The 18,534-nt window shown below is 63.3% G+C and carries 15 protein-coding genes; 4 read left to right on the top strand and 11 right to left on the bottom strand.

The genetic code is table 11. The features are described from left to right. Positions 1–97 precede the first annotated feature (97 nt). From pheA to mtnA, 4 genes are all read right to left on the bottom strand, one after another. The gene (pheA, locus tag MRBLPB4O_RS06625; RefSeq protein WP_016501012.1) at positions 98–1,192 is read right to left on the bottom strand and encodes a prephenate dehydratase; all 1,095 of its coding nucleotides are present in this window, start codon (positions 1,190–1,192) and stop codon (positions 98–100) included. Further along, positions 1,192–2,277: a 3-phosphoserine/phosphohydroxythreonine transaminase gene (serC, locus tag MRBLPB4O_RS06620; protein WP_059395297.1), complete on the bottom strand. Its 1,086-nt coding sequence runs from the start codon at positions 2,275–2,277 to the stop codon at positions 1,192–1,194. Before serC ends, pheA begins: the two co-directional genes overlap by 1 nt. A gap of 247 nt (positions 2,278–2,524) precedes the next feature. Further along, positions 2,525–5,290, bottom strand: a complete 2,766-nt coding sequence (gene gyrA / locus MRBLPB4O_RS06615) for a DNA gyrase subunit A (protein ID WP_341797859.1) — start codon at positions 5,288–5,290, stop codon at positions 2,525–2,527. Positions 5,291–5,652: 362 nt separating this feature from the next. Then, entirely contained in the window at positions 5,653–6,729 is a 1,077-nt protein-coding gene (gene mtnA, locus MRBLPB4O_RS06610) for an S-methyl-5-thioribose-1-phosphate isomerase (protein WP_341797858.1), read from the bottom strand. Between the two features lie 110 nt (positions 6,730–6,839). Between mtnA and ubiG the strand changes: the two genes are divergently transcribed. From ubiG to MRBLPB4O_RS06595, 3 genes are read left to right on the top strand one after another with little or no spacing between them, the layout of a single operon-like run. Next, on the top strand, positions 6,840–7,538 hold the full coding sequence (gene ubiG, locus MRBLPB4O_RS06605) for a bifunctional 2-polyprenyl-6-hydroxyphenol methylase/3-demethylubiquinol 3-O-methyltransferase UbiG (protein WP_016501016.1): 699 nt from the start codon (positions 6,840–6,842) through the stop codon (positions 7,536–7,538). A 2-nt stretch (positions 7,539–7,540) separates the two neighbouring features. Beyond that, positions 7,541–8,212, top strand: a complete 672-nt coding sequence (gene mupP / locus MRBLPB4O_RS06600) for an N-acetylmuramic acid 6-phosphate phosphatase MupP (protein WP_016501017.1) — start codon at positions 7,541–7,543, stop codon at positions 8,210–8,212. Positions 8,213–8,233: 21 nt separating this feature from the next. Beyond that, the gene (locus MRBLPB4O_RS06595; protein WP_341797857.1) at positions 8,234–8,974 is read left to right on the top strand and encodes a YciK family oxidoreductase; all 741 of its coding nucleotides are present in this window, start codon (positions 8,234–8,236) and stop codon (positions 8,972–8,974) included. 137 nt (positions 8,975–9,111) lie between these two features. Here MRBLPB4O_RS06595 and MRBLPB4O_RS06590 read toward each other — a convergent pair whose 3' ends face one another. From MRBLPB4O_RS06590 to MRBLPB4O_RS06560, 7 genes are all read right to left on the bottom strand, one after another. After that, positions 9,112–9,897, bottom strand: coding sequence for an iron-containing redox enzyme family protein (locus MRBLPB4O_RS06590; RefSeq protein WP_059395300.1), 786 nt, complete (start codon positions 9,895–9,897; stop codon positions 9,112–9,114). Positions 9,898–9,927: 30 nt separating this feature from the next. Next, a complete protein-coding gene (locus MRBLPB4O_RS06585; protein ID WP_341797856.1) occupies positions 9,928–12,384 on the bottom strand; it encodes an EAL domain-containing protein in 2,457 nt (818 codons plus the stop codon). Between the two features lie 154 nt (positions 12,385–12,538). After that, entirely contained in the window at positions 12,539–14,371 is a 1,833-nt protein-coding gene (locus MRBLPB4O_RS06580; protein WP_341797855.1) for an ABC transporter ATP-binding protein, read from the bottom strand. Next, complete coding sequence (locus tag MRBLPB4O_RS06575) at positions 14,364–14,996, bottom strand: DsbA family protein (protein WP_341797854.1); 633 nt, start codon at positions 14,994–14,996, stop codon at positions 14,364–14,366. Before MRBLPB4O_RS06575 ends, MRBLPB4O_RS06580 begins: the two co-directional genes overlap by 8 nt. Positions 14,997–14,999: 3 nt before the next feature. Then, positions 15,000–15,932 carry a rhodanese-related sulfurtransferase gene (locus MRBLPB4O_RS06570; RefSeq protein ID WP_019473004.1) on the bottom strand — a complete coding sequence of 311 codons (933 nt, stop codon included), beginning with the start codon at positions 15,930–15,932 and terminating at the stop codon, positions 15,000–15,002. A 220-nt stretch (positions 15,933–16,152) separates the two neighbouring features. After that, a complete protein-coding gene (locus MRBLPB4O_RS06565) occupies positions 16,153–16,449 on the bottom strand; it encodes a BolA family protein (RefSeq protein WP_016501024.1) in 297 nt (98 codons plus the stop codon). Between the two features lie 10 nt (positions 16,450–16,459). After that, entirely contained in the window at positions 16,460–16,984 is a 525-nt protein-coding gene (locus MRBLPB4O_RS06560; protein WP_341797853.1) for a DUF2059 domain-containing protein, read from the bottom strand. Between the two features lie 154 nt (positions 16,985–17,138). Between MRBLPB4O_RS06560 and MRBLPB4O_RS06555 the strand changes: the two genes are divergently transcribed. Next, positions 17,139–18,533 (top strand): class II fumarate hydratase, encoded by a 1,395-nt coding sequence (locus MRBLPB4O_RS06555; RefSeq protein ID WP_341797852.1) that lies wholly within the window; start codon positions 17,139–17,141, stop codon positions 18,531–18,533. Position 18,534: the final 1 nt, after the last annotated feature.

The following is an 18,534-nucleotide window of genomic DNA, read 5'->3' as shown; positions in this document are numbered from 1 at the left end:
TTCGCGACCCTTCGCGGCACAAGGCCGCTCCTACAAGGACCCTGTAGGAGCGGCCTTGTGCCGCGAAGGGCTGCAAAGCAGCCCCAAGGGCCTTGAATCAAAGCACCGCCTTCGGATAAGAGCCCAACACCTTCAGCGCCACAGCCTCCTGGCTGATCTGCTCGAGGACCGCCTTGATCAGCGGGTCGCGGTGGTGGCCAACGAAGTCGATGAAGAACACGTAGGTCCACTTGCCACTGCGCGACGGGCGGGTCTCGATGCGGGTCAGGTCGATGCCGTTCTGGTGGAACGGCACCAGCAACTCGTGCAAGGCACCTGGCTTGTTGCTCATCGAGACAATGATCGAGGTCTTGTCGTCGCCGGTCGGCGGCACTTCCTGGCTGCCGATCATCAGGAAGCGCGTGGAGTTGTCCGGGCGGTCTTCGATCTTTTCTGCCAGGCGGGTCAAACCATACAGGTTGGCCGCCATGTCGCCGGCAATCGCCGCCGAGTTCCACTCGCCCTTGACTCGCTTGGCCGCCTCGGCATTGCTCGAAACCGCCACGCGCTCCACGTTCGGGTAGTGCGCGTCCAGCCACTTGCGGCACTGGGCCAGCGACTGGGCGTGGGAGTAGATGCGCGTGATGCTGTCGGTCTTGGTGCTCTCACCTACCAGCAGGTGATGGTGGATTCGCAGCTCGACTTCGCCGCAAATGACCATGTCGTGCTCAAGGAAGCTGTCCAAGGTGTGACTGACAGCGCCTTCGGTGGAGTTTTCCACCGGCACCACGCCAAAGTTGACGGCACCGGCCGCCACTTCGCGGAACACTTCATCGATGGCCGCCATCGGCCGGCTGATCACCGCGTGGCCGAAGTGCTTCATGGCCGCAGCCTGGGTGAAGGTACCCTCAGGGCCGAGGTAGGCGATTTTCAGCGGCTCTTCAAGGGCCAGGCACGACGACATGATTTCGCGGAACAACCGCGCCATCTCTTCGTTGCCCAGCGGGCCCTTGTTGCGTTCCATGACGCGCTTGAGCACAGCAGCTTCGCGCTCAGGGCGGTAGAACACCGGCTTTTCGCCTTCTTTCAGCGAGGCGGTCTTGACCCGGGCGACTTCTTCAGCGCAACGGGCACGGTCGCTGATCAGCTCGAGAATCTTCTCGTCGAGGCTGTCGATGCGTACACGCAGCGCCTTGAGTTCCTGTTCGGACATCAGCCGTGCTCCTTCTCGAATTCGGCCATGTAGCCCACCAAGGCTTCTACAGCCTCAAGGCCCAAGGCGTTGTAGATGGAAGCGCGCATGCCGCCCACCGAACGGTGGCCCTTGAGGTTGAGCAGGCCGCGGGCATCGGCGCCGGCGAGGAAGGCCTTGTCCAGGCGCTCGTCAGCCAGGCGGAACGGCACGTTCATCCACGAACGGGCGTTGACGCTGATCGGGTTGGTGTAGAAATCGCTGTTGTCGATGAAGCCGTACAGGCGCTCTTTCTTGGCGCGGTTGCGCTGCTCCATGGCGTCGACGCCACCCTGCTCTTTCAGCCACTCGAAGACCAGGCCCGAGAGGTACCAGGAATAAGTGGCCGGGGTGTTGTACATCGAGCCGTTGTCAGCCGAAACCTTGTAGTCGAGCATGGTCGGGCAGCTGCTGCGGGCATGGCCCAGCAGGTCTTCGCGCACGATGACCACCACCAGGCCGCTTGGGCCGATGTTTTTCTGCGCGCCGGCGTAGATCAGGCCAAACTGCGACACGTCAATGGGGCGCGAGAGAATGTCGGAGGACATGTCGACCACCAGCGGCACATCACCAGTCTGCGGCACCCAGTCAAACTGCAGGCCACCGATGGTCTCGTTGGACGCATAGTGCACGTAGGCAGCGTTCTTGGTCAGGTTCCAGTCGTTCTGGCCCGGGATATTCAGGTAGTCGTAGGGCTTGGCACTGGCGGCGACGTTGATGTTGCCGAAGCGGCGCGCTTCCTCGATGGCCTTTTTCGACCAGATACCGGTTTCGATGTAGTCGGCAGTGCCACTTTCAGGCAGCAGGTTCAGCGGAATCTCGGCGAACTGCTGGCTGGCGCCGCCCTGCAGGAACAGCACCTTGTAGTTGGAGGGGACGGACAGCAGGTCACGCAGGTCCTGCTCGGCCTTTTCGGCGATGGCCACGTAGTCGTCGCTGCGATGGCTCATTTCCATCACCGACAAGCCCTTGCCGCGCCAGTCCAGCATCTCTGCCTGGGCGCGCTGCAAGACAGCATCAGGAAGCGCGGCAGGGCCTGCGCAGAAGTTAAAGGCTCGTTTGCTCACATCCACTCTCGCTCTGCCAAATAGAACACATTCGTTATTGCATGCTGCTCGCCGCTCTTTGTAGGAGCAGCCTTGTGCTGCGAATGGGCCGCAAAGCGGCCCCGGCTATTCATGTGCTATCTCTGAACCCCAGGGGCCGCTTCGCGCCCCATTCGCAGCACAAGGCTGCTCCTACAGGGCCAGGCGTTGCCTGCCGTAATCAGTCAAACGGGGCGACCTTGGTCGCCCCGTTCGGGTTTACGCTTGCTTACTCCTGCGGGGCCTCTTCGGCACCCGCAGCCTCTTCATTGTCTGGCGCTTCAGCCTCGACGCCCTCCTCGTCCATCTCGATCACATCATCGAGTTCGTCCTCGGACGGCTCCTGGATACGCTCCAGGCCCACCAGGGTCTCGTCAGCCGCCAGCTTGATCAGCGTAACACCCTGGGTGTTACGGCTCAGGCTGGACACCTCGCCAACCCGGGTACGCACCAGCGTGCCCTGGTCGGAAATCAGCATGATCTCCTCGCCTTCCTGCACCTGGATAGCACCGACCAGCAGACCGTTGCGCCCCTTGGTCCCCATAGCGATCACGCCCTGGCCACCACGGCCGCGACGCGGGAACTTGGACAGCGGGGTGCGCTTGCCGAAGCCACGCTCGGAGGCGGTGAGGATCTGCGCGCCGGACTCCGGGATCAGCATCGAAATGATCTGCTGGCCTTTGCCCAGTTTCATGCCGCGCACACCGCGGGCCGTACGGCCCATTTCACGCACGACGCTTTCGGCGAAGCGGATGACCTTGCCGGCGTCGGAGAACATCATGACTTCTTTGGCGCCGTCGGTGATGGCCGCCGCAATCAGGGTGTCCCCTTCCTTCAGCTTCAAGGCGATCAGGCCGTTGGAGCGCGGACGGGCGAACTGCACCAGCGGGGTCTTCTTGACGGTACCGGAAGCGGTGGCCATGAAGATGTAAGCGCCAGTAGGCTCTGCCACCCATTCTGCGGTGTCGCCGTCTTCTTCGTCGATTTCCTCGGTCTCTACCAGCTCACCCTCGAGCACGGTGTCATCAGCGTCTTCCAGTTCTTCGTCGAGGTCGGCGTTCTGCTGCAGCGCTTCGAGGTCGATCTGCAGCATGGCGGTGATGCGCTCACCCTCCTCCAGCGGCAGCAGGTTGACCAGCGGGCGACCACGGGCAGCGCGGGACGCTTCGGGGATTTCGTAGGTCTTCTTCCAGTACACCTTGCCCTTGCTGGAGAACAGCAACAGGGTGGCATGGCTGTTGGCGACCAACAGGTGCTCGATGTAGTCCTCGTCCTTCACGCCGGTTGCCGACTTGCCTTTGCCGCCCCGGCGCTGGGCCTGGTAAGCGGACAATGGCTGGGTCTTGGCATAACCACCGTGGGAGATGGTAACCACGCGCTCTTCTTCCGGGATCATGTCGCCGTAGTTGAGGTCGTGGCTGGCATTGAGAATTTCGGTACGGCGCACATCGCCGTACTCGGTACGGATGGCTTCCAGCTCTTCGCGGATCACTTCCATCAGGCGCTCGGCGCTGCTGAGGATGCGGATCAGCTCGCCGATCTGCTCAAGGATTTCCTGGTACTCGGCCAGCAGCTTCTCGTGCTCCAGGCCGGTCAGGCGATGCAGGCGCAGGTCGAGAATGGCCTGGGCCTGCTCCGGCGACAGGAAGTACTTGCCATCATGCAGGCCGTACTGCTCCGGCAGGTCTTCAGGGCGGCAGGAATCGGCGCCGGCGCGCTCGACCATGACCTGCACGGCACTGGATTCCCACGGTGTGGAAACCAGGGCTTCCTTGGCCTCGGACGGGGTCGGCGAAGCCTTGATCAGGGCGATGACCGGGTCGATGTTGGACAGCGCAACCGCCTGGCCTTCAAGGATGTGGCCACGCTCACGGGCCTTGCGCAACTCGAATACGGTGCGACGGGTCACCACTTCGCGGCGGTGACGGACGAACGCTTCGAGCAGGTCCTTGAGGTTGAGCAGGCGCGGACGACCGTCGATCAGGGCGACCACGTTGATGCCAAACACGCTCTGCAGCTGGGTCTGCTGGTAGAGGTTGTTGAGCACCACCTCCGGCACCTCGCCGCGACGCAGCTCGATGACGATGCGCATGCCGTCCTTGTCGGACTCGTCGCGCAGCTCGGTGATGCCTTCGATCTTCTTCTCTTTAACCAGCTCGGCGATCTTTTCGATCAGGCGCGCTTTGTTCAGCTGGTACGGCAGCTCGGTGACGACGATCTGCTGACGGCCGCCCACCTTGTCGATGTCTTCGATCTCGGAGCGGGCGCGCATGTAGATGCGGCCACGACCGGTGCGATAGGCCTCGATGATGCCTTGGCGACCGTTGATGATGCCGGCAGTCGGGAAGTCTGGCCCAGGGATGAACTGCATCAGCTCATCGATGGTGACTTCCGGATTGTCGATCAGCGCCAGGCAGCCGTCGATGACTTCACCGAGGTTGTGTGGCGGAATGTTGGTCGCCATGCCCACGGCGATACCGCTGGAACCGTTGACCAGCAGGTTGGGAATACGGGTCGGCATGACCGCCGGGATCTGCTCGGTGCCGTCGTAGTTGGGCACCCAGTCGACGGTTTCCTTGTGCAGGTCGGCCAGCAGCTCGTGCGCCAGCTTGGTCATGCGCACTTCGGTGTATCGCATGGCTGCGGCGTTATCGCCGTCCACCGAACCGAAGTTGCCCTGGCCGTCGACCAGCAGGTAGCGCAGCGAGAACGGCTGGGCCATACGCACGATGGTGTCGTAGACCGCAGTGTCGCCGTGCGGGTGGTACTTACCGATCACGTCACCGACCACACGGGCGGATTTCTTGTACGGCTTGTTCCAGTCGTTGCCCAGTTCGCTCATCGCATAGAGAACGCGACGATGCACGGGCTTCAAGCCGTCACGCGCATCGGGCAGCGCTCGCCCGACAATCACGCTCATCGCGTAGTCGAGGTAAGACTGTCTCAGTTCGTCTTCGATATTGACCGGGAGGATTTCTTTGGCCAGTTCGCCCATGAGAAGCCTGATTCCTTTTTCTGGTGAAACTTCGCAGCTCCATCAAGGGCCGAACGAAGCTCGCCGCCGCAGCGTTCAAGCGTGCGACGACTTACGACAAATCAATGAGTTGTGCCATGGATCTGCGCAATGAAGGCCGCCGTGATGGGCGGTCTTGGAAACTGCCGGATGTTATCACAAAGGCGGGGGCGGTGGGGAGATCTGAACGGCAGTACACGGTCATTGTGGGAGCGGCCTTGTGTCGCGAAAGGGCTGCGCAGCAGCCCCGGCAATTTTTGCTTCTTCGTCAACATCCCGGGGCCGCTTTGCGGCCCTGTCGCGACGCAAGGCCGCTCCCACAAAGTGCGCGCTCCACCGAGGTATCAGTGCAGGCGCTTGCGGCAAATCAACTGGGCCAGTTTGGCGGTATCCGGGCGCTCGACAACACCCCGCTCGGTCACGATAACGTCAATCAGGTCGGCCGGGGTCACGTCGAACACCGGGTTGAATACCTGCACATCCCGTACCGCCGGGGCACCGCCAAAGTCCAGCCACTCGTCGGCGTCACGCTCTTCCAGCGGGATATCCTCGCCGGTGGCCAGGTTCAGGTCGATGCTGGTGCTCGGCGCCACCACCATGAAGCGCACACCATGGTGCATGGCACTGACCGCCAACTGGTAAGTGCCGATCTTGCTGGCCACGTCGCCATTGGCAGCGATGCAGTCCGCGCCCACCACCACCCAGGTGATGCCCTTGGTCTTCATCAGATGCGCCAGCGCCGAGTCGGCGCACAGGGTCACCGGAATTCCCTCGTTGGCCATCTCCCAGGCCGTCAGGCGCGAGCCTTGCAGCCAAGGGCGAGTTTCGCCGGCATACACCCGCTCCACCATGCCCTCCAGGTAGCCGGCGCGGATCACCCCCAGCGCAGTGCCGAAACCGCCACTGGCCAAGGCACCGGCATTGCCGTAGGTAAGCAGCGTCTGGGCATTGCCCTGATGACGGCGGATCAGCTCGATGCCTTGCTGGGCCATGGTCAGGTTGGCTTCACGGTCGCTTTCGTGGACGGCCACTGCTTCTGCCTCCAGCGCTGCCAGCACGTCTTCATCCGGGCGCAGACGCAGCAGGCGCTCACGCATGCGGTTCAGTGCCCAGAACAGGTTGGCCGTCGTGGGGCGTGCTTCGGCAAGGGTGAGAAAGTCCTCTTCGAGGTCCATTTCCCAGTCGCCACCCTCTGCCAGCCGCTCTTCCAGGGCCAGTACCAGGCCGTAGGCGGCAGCAATGCCGATGGCCGAGGCGCCGCGCACTGCCATGTCGCGGATTGCCGCCGCCACCTGCGCGACATTGTCGCAGGCCAGCCAGCGTTCTTCCGACGGCAACAGGCGCTGGTCGAGCAGGTGCAAGATGCCGCCCTGCCAGCGGATCCCGGTCACCTTCTCCGCCGCCAAAAGTCGCTCGCGCATCGCCTCTCCCCGTGGTTCGCATGTCAAAAGCCGGCGATTATAGCGAGCCTGGGGGCCGAGCGCTCGGGTATACTCCGGCGCAATTTTGCGAAGTTTCAGAGGACTGTTCAATGAGCAACGTCGACCGCGCCGAAATCGCCAAGTTCGAAGCGCTGGCCCACCGCTGGTGGGACCGCGAAAGCGAGTTCAAGCCGCTGCACGAAATCAACCCGCTGCGCGTCAACTGGATCGACGAGCGGGCCAACCTGGCCGGCAAGAAAGTGCTGGACGTAGGCTGCGGCGGCGGCATCCTCAGCGAAGCCATGGCCCTGCGCGGCGCCACGGTCACCGGTATCGACATGGGCGAGGCCCCCCTGGCCGTGGCCCAGCTGCACCAGCTGGAGTCGGGCGTACAGGTGGAATACCGGCAGATCACCGCCGAAGCCCTGGCCGAAGAAATGCCTGAACAGTTCGACGTGGTCACCTGCCTGGAAATGCTCGAGCACGTGCCCGACCCATCCTCGGTGATTCGCGCCTGCTACCGCATGGTCAAGCCTGGCGGCCAGGTGTTCTTCTCCACGATCAACCGCAACCCCAAGGCCTACCTGCTGGCCATCGTCGGCGCCGAGTACATCCTGAAGATGCTGCCGCGCGGCACCCATGACTTCAAGAAGTTCATCCGCCCGTCCGAACTGGGCGCCTGGAGCCGCGATGCCGGCCTGCAGGTGAAGGACATCATCGGCCTCACCTACAACCCGCTGACCAAGCACTACAAGCTCAACAGCGACGTCGACGTCAACTACATGATCCAGACCCTGCGCGAGGAATGAGCATGCGTTTGCGAGCAGTACTCTTCGACATGGACGGCACCTTGCTCGACACGGCGCCGGACTTTATCGCCATCTGCCAGGCCATGCTCGCCGAGCGCGGCCTGCCGGCCATTGACGACAACCTGATCCGTGGCGTGATCTCTGGCGGCGCCCGCGCCATGGTTGCCACCACGTTTGCCATGGACCCGGAAGCCGAAGGCTTCGAGGCCCTGCGCCTGGAGTTTCTGGAGCGCTACCAGCGCGACTGCGCGGTACACAGCAAGCTGTTCGACGGCATGGCCGAGCTGCTGGCCGACATCGAGAAAGGCAACCTGCTGTGGGGCGTGGTCACCAACAAGCCGGTGCGCTTCGCCGAGCCGATCATGCAGCGGCTGGGCCTGGCCGAGCGCTCGGCACTGCTGATCTGCCCGGACCACGTGAAAAACAGCAAGCCTGACCCCGAGCCACTGACCCTGGCCTGCACGACGCTGGGCCTGGACCCTGCCACTGTGCTGTTCGTCGGCGACGATCTGCGCGACATCGAGTCTGGCCGCGACGCCGGCACCCGCACGGCAGCGGTGCGCTACGGCTATATTCATCCAGAGGACAACCCCAACAACTGGGGTGCCGACGTGGTGGTGGACCACCCGCTGGAACTGCGCAAAGTGATCGACAGCGCGCTGTGTGGCTGCTGAACTAGAGACAGGGAATACACAATGTTCGACTACACCGCCCGTCCCGACCTGCTGCAAGGCCGGGTCATCCTGGTTACCGGCGCCGGCCGCGGCATCGGTGCTGCGGCCGCCAAGGCTTACGCGGCAGTGGGCGCCACCGTGCTACTGCTGGGCAAGACCGAAGCCAACCTGAACGAGGTCTACGACGAGATCGAAGCCGCCGGGCACCCGCAACCGGTGGTCATCCCGTTCAACCTGGAAACCGCCCTGCCCCACCAGTACGACGAGCTGGCCGTGATGATCGAAGACCAGTTCGGCCGCCTGGACGGCCTGCTGAACAACGCCTCGATCATTGGCCCGCGCACGCCGCTGGAGCAGTTGTCGGGCGACAACTTCATGCGCGTGATGCACATCAACGTCGATGCTACCTTCATGCTCACCAGCACCCTGCTGCCACTGCTGAAACTGTCGGAAGACGCCTCGGTGGTATTCACCAGCAGCAGCGTCGGGCGCAAGGGCCGGGCCTACTGGGGCGCTTATGGCGTGTCGAAGTTCGCCACCGAGGGCCTGATGCAGACCCTGGCCGACGAACTGGAAGGCGTGGCACCCGTGCGCTCCAACAGCATCAACCCGGGCGCCACGCGCACGGCGATGCGGGCCCAGGCTTACCCCAGCGAAAACCCGCAGAACAACCCGCTGCCTGAAGAGATCATGCCGGTGTACCTGTACCTGATGGGGCCGGATAGCAAAGAGGTGAATGGGCAGGCGTTGAACGCCCAATAAGCCTTGAGATTGCCAGGGCTGCTTTGCAGCCCATTCGCGGCACAAGGCCGCTCCTACAGGGGAATGTACAACCCGCCAGGAACGCTATCCCTGTAGGAGCGGCCTTGTGCCGCGAATGGGCCGGTACAGGCGGATGATCAGCCCGCCGCCAACGCCGGGCGCAAACGGCCTTGCTGGCGCCCTTCCAGCTGCATGCACCGCTCCAGGAACAGGTACATGCAGTCATAACTCTTGCAAATCGCCCTGCGCAACTCGGTACGCAGCCCCAGGGTCGGGTTCTCGCCGGCCAAGGTACAGATGATTTCCAGCGCCTCCCACGGGTGCGCATCGTCATACTGGGCATGCATCTTCAGCCATTTCATCGCCCGCTTGCGCTGGTCTTCCGGGAAGCCCTGGGCGTAGGTATCGGTCGAGCACACTACCGCCGACCATTCCCCGGTCGCACCTTCGATGGCGTAGTTGGTCGCCGCCATGGAAATGGCCAGGTTCTCGGTGGCGCACACGCGCCAGCACCAGTCGTTCAGGCCGTTGAGCTCGGGAGGTACTTCCTGGGCCTGCAGCTCATGCAGGTGCACACCATGGGCCTGGCACCAGTTCACCCAGTAGTCGGCATGGTTGAGCTCAACCCGGATATTGCGCATCAGCCAGCGCCGCGCCATGTCTTCGCCCTGATGGCGGCCATAGCGGGTCTTGGTCAGGTTGTGGGCCATGTACAGCGAGAACTGCTCCACCACCGGCCAGCCACCGATCAGGTACTGACGAATGGTCGACTGCTTGAGCTGGCCGTCGCGCAGGCGCGCGTAGAACTCATGCTCCACCACCCGGCGCTTGCTCTCGCGGCAGTCTTCAATCAGTTGCTGGGCCCATTGGGGATAGCTGGCGGGGTCCATCAAAGGCCCGATACGAACGAATGCATCAATCACTTTCAGCTCCTTGATCCTTGTGATTTCTCGCTAGCGAAACGTGCCAGGCGCCCGCTGCAACAGAGGCCGGGCGGCGATCCGTTGGCGCTGCAGACTGTCACAGGTGAACACCTGGGGGCGTTCGATCAGGTAACCCTGGGCGTAATCCACGCCGATTTCCTGCAGGGCCTGCTCGATCAAGGGTGTTTCGACGAACTCGGCTATGGTGCGTTTGCCCATGACATGGCCGATGTGGTTGATGACCTCTACCATGGCCCGGTTGACCGGGTCATCGAGCATGTCCTTGACGAAACTGCCGTCGATCTTCAGGTAATCCACGGGTAAATGCTTGAGGTAGGCGAACGACGACATGCCGGCGCAGAAGTCATCGAGCGAGAAGCGACAGCCCAGCCCCTTCAACTCGTTGATGAAGCGAATGGCACTGCCCAGGTTGGCAATCGCGCTGGTTTCGGTAATTTCGAAACAGATCATCCGCGGCGGAATGGCGTACTCGACAAACAACCGCTGCAGGTAATCGAGGAACTTGTCATCGCCGATGCTCGACCCCGACAGGTTGATCGCGCAGATCGACAGCGGCCCTTCGCGGCCTTCGTCCAGGCATTGGCGCACAACCTGGAACACATTGCGCACCACCCAGCGGTCCAGCGCAGTCATCAGGCCGTAGCGCTCGGCTGCGGGGATGAAGCTGCTGGGCAGGATGGTGCGGCCACTTTCGTCGTGCAGGCGCAGCAGGATTTCGATGTGGCCTGGGCCTTCGAAGGTTTTCAGCGGGGCAATTTCCTGTGCGTACAGGCAGAAGCGGTTTTCTTCCAGCGCCACATGCAAGCGCTGGATCCAGGCCATTTCGCCAAAACGCATGGACAGCTCACTGTCGTCGGCGTGGTACACCTGCACGCGGTTGCGCCCCTTCTCCTTGGCCATGTAGCAGGCCATGTCGGCAGCACGCAGCGAGGTTTCCAGGGTGCCCGGGGTTTGGGCGATGTGCACCAGGCCGATACTGACCGTGGTGACGAACGGCCGCCCCTTCCACACGAAGTGCAGGCTCTGCACCATCTGGCGCAACTGCTCGGCGATGCGCTCGGCCTGGTCTGGCGGGCAGCTTTCCAGCAGCACGCCAAACTCGTCGCCACCCAGCCGGGCCAGCGTGTCACCTTCGCGCAGGCCAGATTGCAGCACGGCGCAGATGTGCCGCAGCAATTCGTCACCCGCGGCATGGCCGCAGGTGTCGTTCACCAGCTTGAACTGGTCGAGGTCCAGGAACATCAGCGAATGCCGCCCGGCCTGGCGCGCAAGGCCGTTCAGCGCCTGCTCCAGGCGGTATTCGAACTCACGGCGGTTGGCCAGGCCGGTCAGGGCGTCATGGGTGGCCTGCCAGGACAGGTTGGCGATGTACTGGCGCTCCTGGGTCATGTCATGCAGCACCAGCACGATGCCACTGAGCTGGCCGTCACTGACGATCGGCGAGCCCACCAGATTGATCGACACGGTGCTGCCGTCCAGCCGCTGGATCAGCCGGGCATGCTCGGCACCGCCCTTGAGGCTGCCGCTAAGCACCTGCTCGACCAGGCTGCGGCCATCTTCCTCGGCCTGCTCGTCCACCAGGCTGAACAGCGCCGACAGTGGCAGGCCCTGGGCCTGGCCAGACTGCCAATGGGTCAGTTGCTCGGCGGCCGGGTTCATGTAGCCGATGCAGCCATCCACGTCGGCAGTAATGACCGCATCGCCAATGGCCTGCAAGGTGGTCTGTGCCCGCTCTTTTTCTGCCTGCAGGGCGGTGGCGAAAGCCTGACGCTGGGCCAGCAGCTTGCTGGAGCGGCGCCAGGCAATGGTAATGAGGAACATCGCTGTCAGCAGGTTGGTGATCAGCAGCACCCGCAGCAACATGCGCGAGCCTTCGCCCAAGGCATCGCTGAACGCTTTGGCAGCGGGCGTGACCCCTTCGTTGATGGTGACGATGCGCGCCTTCCAGGCATTGACGGCCTGGGCGTCGACCGGGCCACTGGCAAAGCTCTGGCGCATCTCGCCGGCCAGCACATCCAGCTTGGCCAGGTAGTCGTCGCCGATATCCCAGTAGTCGATGGCTGTCTGCATGTAGCTGATGTTGCGGAAGTTACGGTAGAACCAGATGATCCGCTCGACATCGTCGGGGTGGTTGCCGCCTTGCAGAACGGCCTGGCGAGCAGCCTCCAGGTCGGGGCTGGGCTGATCGAGCACCTCGCGCAGCTGGTGGTCGCCCTGGGGCACCGTAATGGCCTGGCGATAGCGCTGATAGGTGCTTTCGTCGCGGGTGTCGGCGTACAGGTTCAGGTAATAGATGGCGTCTTTCTGCGCCTTCGACCACAGGCTTTCGCCCGCGACATAGGCGCGCACGGCCGAGAGCGTATAAAGGCTGAGGCTGCCCAGCGCCACCTGAAAGACCACAACGGCGATGAAGGGCCAGGTGATGCCGAGCAACTTCGGCGCTTCGAGTGTGCGATGTCCCTTCATGGAGTCCCTGTCACAGAGCAGATAAGGCGCAAATCGACCCAGACAAGCACAGCGTAGGCCATCTGCCATCAACGTGACGGGGTTTTTTTAGGGGCTGGCTTGAGGTAGGTGGCGACTGTTGGATCGAGCGCCAACACACGATCAAGCCTGAACGTCAGCTTTGCTGCAAGTGCCCATAAAGCTTGGCGTACAACCCACCCTCGGCAATCAGCTGCTGGTGGTCGCCATCTTCGGCTACATGCCCGCCATCGAACACCAGCACCCGGTCGGCCTGCTTCACCGCCGACAGCCGGTGGGCGATGATCAGCGTGGTGCGGCCGCTGAGGAAGCGCGCCAGGGCCAGGTGCAGGTTGTACTCGGTGGCGGCGTCCAACGCCGAGGTGGCTTCGTCGAGAATGACCACCTTGGGCTCGGCCAGCACCATGCGGGCGATGGCCAGGCGCTGCCGCTGCCCGCCAGACAAGCGCACGCCGGAGCGCCCCACCACACTGTCCAGGCCCTGCGGCAAGGCGGCGATGGTGGCGTCCAGCTGGGCGATGCGCAGCGCCTGCCAGCAGGCGTCGTCGCTGCTGTCGCGGCCCATGGTCAGGTTGGCGCGTACGGTGTCATTGAACAGCGACGGGTGCTGCAACACCACCGCGACGTTTTCGCGCAGGGTTTCCAGGCCGATTTCCTGCAGGCTGGCACCGCCAAAGCGGATGGTCCCGGCCTGGGCGCTGTAAAGGCCCAGCAGCAGTTGCACCAGGGTGCTCTTGCCGCCACCACTGGCGCCGACAATCGCCACCTTTTCGCCCGGAGCGATAGACAGGTCGAGGTTTTCCAGCACCGGCTCGTCGGCATAGGCAAAGCGCAAGTCGCGCACTTCGATGCCCACCGTCTCACGGCCGGCGAACGGGTCGCTGGCGGCCGGGTACTGCGGTTCGTCATCGCGCGCCAGCAGCTCGTTGAGGCGGCTCAGCGCACCGCCGGCGGCGTAGTAGGCATATTGCAGGTTGAGCAGTTGCTCCACCGGCCCGATCATGAACCACAGGTAGCTGAACACCGCCAGCATCTGGCCGATCGACAAATCGGAGAACAGTACGGTCAGCATGGCTGCGGCGCGGAAGATATCGATGCCGAACTGGAACAACAAGCCGCTGGCACGGCCACTGGCATCGCTCTTCCACTGCGAATCCACGGCGTAGTCACGCACTTCGCGGGCGCGCAGGCCCAAACGGCCAAGGAAGTAACCCTGGCGGTTGCTGGCACGGATTTCCTGGATGGCATCGAGGGTTTCCGTCAGCGCCTGGGTAAAGCGCGCGGTGCTGTCGTTCTCAAGCTTTTTCAGGTGTTTGACGCGTTTGCCCAGCTGCACGGTGAAATAGATCACCAGCGGGTTGAACAGCAAGATCAGCAAGGCCAGCTGCCAGTGCATCCAGATCAGGATCGCCGCTGTACCGGTCAGGGTCAGCATGGCCACCAGGAAGCGGCTGAGGGTTTCGCCCACGAACTTGTCCAGGGTGTCCAGGTCGGTGACCAGGTGGGTGGTTACCGTGCCGCTGCCCAGGCTTTCGTATTCCTTCAGCGAAATGCGCTTGAGCCGCTCGATCAGGCGGATGCGCAGGCGGTAGACGATATCCTTGGCCAAACCGGCAAACAGCTTGGCCTGGATCACGTTGAACGCCAGGGCAGCCACGCGGAGGCACAAGGTGAGCGCCAGCATCAGCCCGATATAACCGGCTGCCACCTGCCAGTTGGAGGGCAGCAGGTGGTTCATCCACTTCAGCGCAGCATCGCCATGACCGAGCAGTACTTCGTCCACCAACAGGGGCAGCAGCAACGGAATGGGCACGCTGCAGCAAGCCGCCAGCACGGCGATGAAGTTGGCAGACCAGAGGTTCTTCTTGTGATGCAGGGCCAGGCGGCGGATTTCCGCCCAGCTCAGTCGATCACCCGCAGCGTGAGGCTTGCCCGGCACCGGGTCGGGTGACCCAGGCACATCAAGCACAGGCGGCCTGCTGCAGCCAGCGGCCAAGCAAGGGTTGCAGGCGCTCCAGCGGCTGGTAGCCGTTGGTCAGCAGGGCCAGTTGGCCATTGCGCTCGGCCAGCAGGGTCGGAAAGCCGGCAATACCCAGGTCCTGGGCCCAGCTGAAATCGGCTGCGGTGGCGGCGCGGGTATCGGCGCGGGCGAAGGTTTCGGCAAACACGGTGCGGTCGAAGCCGCACTGCGAGGCCAGCTCGACCAGCTGCGGCGCCGTGGTCACGTCCACGCCCTGCTCGTAGAACGAACGCTGGATCAGCGCCAGCAGCGGCCAGACGCGTTCGGCGTCCAGCTCACGGGCAGTGACCAGGGCGCGGCAGGCCGGCTCGGTGTCGTAGACGAAGCCCTCAGGCATGGCCCCTTCGAAACGAAATGTCTGGCCGGTGGCGTCGGCCACCGCCTGCCAGTGTTCGAGGATGTACTTGCGGGTGGAGCTGTCCAGGGCGCTGCCGCCGGTGCGCAGCCCGCCCGGCACCACGCGGGTGACAACGCCCGCCTCACGCGCCTGGGCGATCAGGGCGGCGGCTACCGGCGCGAAACCCCAGCACCAGGAGCACATCGGGTCCATCACATAAATCAGGCGTGCAGGCATGCATCAGGCCTCGGCTTTGTAGTTGTAACCGATCGGGTGCGGCAGGTTGCGGGCCTTGGCCAGCTCGATCTGCTTCTGCCGGTCGATGGCACTGCGCCGGGTTTTCTCGCTCAGGGTGTCCCAGCAATGCGGGCAGCTGACACCTGGCGAATAGTGCTCGGACGCGCGCTCCTCTGCGTTGATCGGGTGGCGGCAGGCGTGGCACTGGTCGTACTCGCCTTCGCTCAGGTCATGGCGCACCGTAACGCGGTTGTCGAAGACGAAGCAGTCGCCGTCCCACAGGCTTTCTTCCTGAGGCACTTCCTCGAAGTACTTCAGCACGCCACCCTTAAGATGATAGACCGCCTCGAAGCCTTCACCGAGCATGTAGCTGGAGGCTTTTTCGCAACGAATGCCGCCGGTGCAGAACATGGCCACTTTCTTGTGCTTGCTGGGGTCGAAGTTGGCCTTGATGTACGCCGGGAACTCGCGGAATGTTTCGGTCTTCGGGTCCATCGCGCCCTTGAAGGTGCCGATGGCCACTTCGTAGTCGTTGCGGGTATCGATCAGCAGCACTTCCGGGTCGCTGATCAGCGCGTTCCAGTCCTTGGGCTCGACATAGGTGCCGACCGCCTGGTTCGGATCCACGCCCGGCACGCCGAGGGTGACGATCTCTTTCTTGAGCTTGACCTTTGTGCGGTAGAACGGCTGCTCGTCGCAGTACGACTCTTTATGGTCGACATCAGCCAGGCGCGGGTCGTTGCGCAGCCAGGCCAGCAGGCCGTCGATGCCTTCGCGGGTGGCCGACACGGTGCCGTTGATGCCTTCGTGGGCCAGCAGCAGGGTGCCTTTGACGTCATTGTCGAGCATGGCCTTGAGCAGCGGCTCGCGCAGCTCGACGTAGTCTTGCAGGGTGACGAACTTGTACAGCGCCGCGACGACGATAGGTTGTGACATGAAGCGGGTTCTCCAGGTGGTTGCCCTCGTAAGGGGCGGACCGGGTTTGACAAAAAGCAGGGGGCGCTTTGCGCCCCATTCGCGGCACAAGGCCGCTCCTACAGGGAAATACACAACCCAACGGGTGGTGCAATCCCTGTAGGAGCGGCCTTGTGCCGCGAATGGGCCGCACAGCGGCCCCCTTGGATGGTACGGATTCTACCAGAACAACAAAAAGGTTTCAGTGCCCGCCGCCGGCGCACACCGGCGAGGCCGGCGCAACGCCGACCTTGGCCCACTCTTCCGCGGTGTAGGTATGAATGGCCAGGGCATGGATCTGGCCCATCAGCTCACCCATGGTGGCGTACACCTTCTGGTGGCGCTTGACGCTGTTCAACCCGGCAAACTGCTCGCTGACGATCACTGCCTTGTAGTGGGTCTCCTGACCACGACTGTGCATGTGGCTTTCGTCGAGCACTTGCAGGTGCTGCGGCGCCAGGGCGCCCAGCTGTTGTTCAATGCGCTGTTGCATGGTCATTGCGGCGTGCTCACTTCTTGGCAGGGACGGCAGCCTTGCCAGCGTTAGGGTCCAGTTCCTTGGTCATGTCTTCCAGCAGCTTGTTCACCACCGGCACTGCTGGCTCCAGGCTCTGCTGGGTCAGCTGGGCCGACTGCTGGGTAACCTTGGGCATTTCACGCAGGACTTTCTTGCCCAGCGGCGATTCATAGAACTTGACCAGGTCTTTCAGCTCTTGCTCGGTGAAGGTCTGGGTGTACAGGTCGACCATCTTCGGCTTCAGCTTGTTCCAGCCGATGGCGTTGTCCAGCGCGGCGTTGGCTTTGCCCTGGTAGCTTTCCAGCACTGGCTGTTTGGCGGCCGGGGCCTTGGTTTGCGCGAAGCGCTGGGCGAACATCTGTTGGACCTGCATGTACACCGGGGTGCCCAGCTTGTCGGCGTTGGCCAGGGTCAGGAATTTCTCGGCAGCAGCGTTGTGGCTGGCGGTGGCAGCGAGCACCTGGCCGCTGGCGCAAGCCAGGGCAACGGCGGCACAAAGGACACGGAGACGGGTCATTGCATTTCCTTCAAGAAGAGGGAGGCGGGTACCTCAGAGTAGAGCATTCTGCGCCGTGGTGGCGATGTGCTCAAGTGGCACGACGAGCGACGGAACCGCTCGGTCGAATCAGGGCCTAAACTGCGATTTCGAACTACACAGGAGTGAGTACAGAATGAGCCGTATCGAGACAGACAGCCTGGGCCCGGTCGAAGTTCCTGATGGCGCCTACTGGGGTGCGCAAACCCAGCGTTCGCTGATCAATTTCGCCATTGGCAAGGAACGCATGCCCCTCGCGGTGCTGCACGCCCTGGCGCTGATCAAGAAAGCCGCGGCACGCGTCAACGACCGCAACGGCGACCTGCCGGCCGACATCTCCCGACTGATCGAACAAGCCGCCGACGAAGTGCTTGATGGCCAGCACGACGACCAGTTCCCGTTGGTCGTGTGGCAGACCGGCAGCGGCACGCAAAGCAACATGAACGTCAACGAAGTGATCGCCGGGCGCGCCAACGAACTGGCCGGCAATGGCCGTGGCGGCAAAGCGCCAGTGCACCCCAACGACCACGTCAACCGCTCGCAGAGCTCCAACGACTGCTTCCCCACAGCCATGCACATCGCTGCGGCGCAGGCGGTGCACGAGCAGCTGCTGCCGGCGGTCGCCGAACTGTCGTCGGGGCTTGCCGAGCTGTCGGCCCGCCACCAAAAGCTGGTGAAGACCGGCCGCACGCACATGATGGACGCCACGCCGATCACTTTCGGCCAGGAGGTGTCCGCCTTCGTCGCCCAGCTCGACTATGCCCAGCGCGCCATCCGCGCCACCCTGCCGGCGGTATGCGAACTGGCCCAGGGCGGCACCGCTGTGGGCACCGGGCTCAATGCCCCGCATGGCTTTGCCGAAGCCATCGCTGCCGAGTTGGCGGCGGAGTCCGGCCTGCCGTTTGTGACGGCGCCAAACAAGTTCGCGGCGCTGGCCGGCCATGAACCGCTGACCAGCCTGGCAGGCGCCTTGAAAACCCTGGCCGTGGCGCTGATGAAAATCGCCAACGACTTGCGCCTGCTGGGCTCCGGCCCACGCGCAGGCTTTGCCGAAGTGCGCCTGCCGGCCAACGAACCGGGCAGTTCGATCATGCCCGGCAAGGTTAACCCGACCCAGTGCGAGGCGCTGTCGATGCTGGCTTGCCAGGTGCTGGGCAACGATGCCGCCATCGGTTTTGCCGCTAGCCAGGGGCATCTGCAGCTGAACGTGTTCAAGCCGGTGATCATCCACAACCTGTTGCAGTCGATCGAACTGCTGGCCGATGGCTGCCGCAACTTCCAGTTGCACTGCGTGGCGGGCATCGAGCCCGATGCCGAGCAAATGGCCGCGCACCTGGAGCGGGGCTTGATGCTGGTGACAGCGTTGAACCCGCATATCGGCTATGACAAGGCGGCGGAAATTGCCAAGAAGGCTTACAGCGAAGGCAAGACCTTGCGCGAGGCTGCGCTGGAGTTGAAGTACCTGACCAATGAGCAGTTCGACCAGTGGGTGCGGCCGGAGAACATGCTGGCACCGGGTGGCAAGGGCTGAG

It is taken from the genome of Pseudomonas sp. LPB4.O, from assembly GCF_038383825.1.
Classification (GTDB): Bacteria; Pseudomonadota; Gammaproteobacteria; order Pseudomonadales; family Pseudomonadaceae; genus Aquipseudomonas; species Aquipseudomonas putida.
This window is presented reverse-complemented; position numbering and strand designations above follow the sequence as displayed.

Coding starts and splice junctions, on each gene's coding strand:
- pheA (WP_016501012.1), bottom strand. CDS start 1,192: ATGTCCGAACAGGAACTCAAGGCGCTGCGTGTACGCATCGACAGCCTC.
- gyrA (WP_341797859.1), bottom strand. CDS start 5,290: ATGGGCGAACTGGCCAAAGAAATCCTCCCGGTCAATATCGAAGACGAA.
- mtnA (WP_341797858.1), bottom strand. CDS start 6,729: ATGCGCGAGCGACTTTTGGCGGCGGAGAAGGTGACCGGGATCCGCTGG.
- ubiG (WP_016501016.1), top strand. CDS start 6,840: ATGAGCAACGTCGACCGCGCCGAAATCGCCAAGTTCGAAGCGCTGGCC.
- mupP (WP_016501017.1), top strand. CDS start 7,541: ATGCGTTTGCGAGCAGTACTCTTCGACATGGACGGCACCTTGCTCGAC.
- MRBLPB4O_RS06595 (WP_341797857.1), top strand. CDS start 8,234: ATGTTCGACTACACCGCCCGTCCCGACCTGCTGCAAGGCCGGGTCATC.
- MRBLPB4O_RS06585 (WP_341797856.1), bottom strand. CDS start 12,384: ATGAAGGGACATCGCACACTCGAAGCGCCGAAGTTGCTCGGCATCACC.
- MRBLPB4O_RS06575 (WP_341797854.1), bottom strand. CDS start 14,996: ATGCCTGCACGCCTGATTTATGTGATGGACCCGATGTGCTCCTGGTGC.
- MRBLPB4O_RS06570 (WP_019473004.1), bottom strand. CDS start 15,932: ATGTCACAACCTATCGTCGTCGCGGCGCTGTACAAGTTCGTCACCCTG.
- MRBLPB4O_RS06565 (WP_016501024.1), bottom strand. CDS start 16,449: ATGACCATGCAACAGCGCATTGAACAACAGCTGGGCGCCCTGGCGCCG.
- MRBLPB4O_RS06560 (WP_341797853.1), bottom strand. CDS start 16,984: ATGACCCGTCTCCGTGTCCTTTGTGCCGCCGTTGCCCTGGCTTGCGCC.
- MRBLPB4O_RS06555 (WP_341797852.1), top strand. CDS start 17,139: ATGAGCCGTATCGAGACAGACAGCCTGGGCCCGGTCGAAGTTCCTGAT.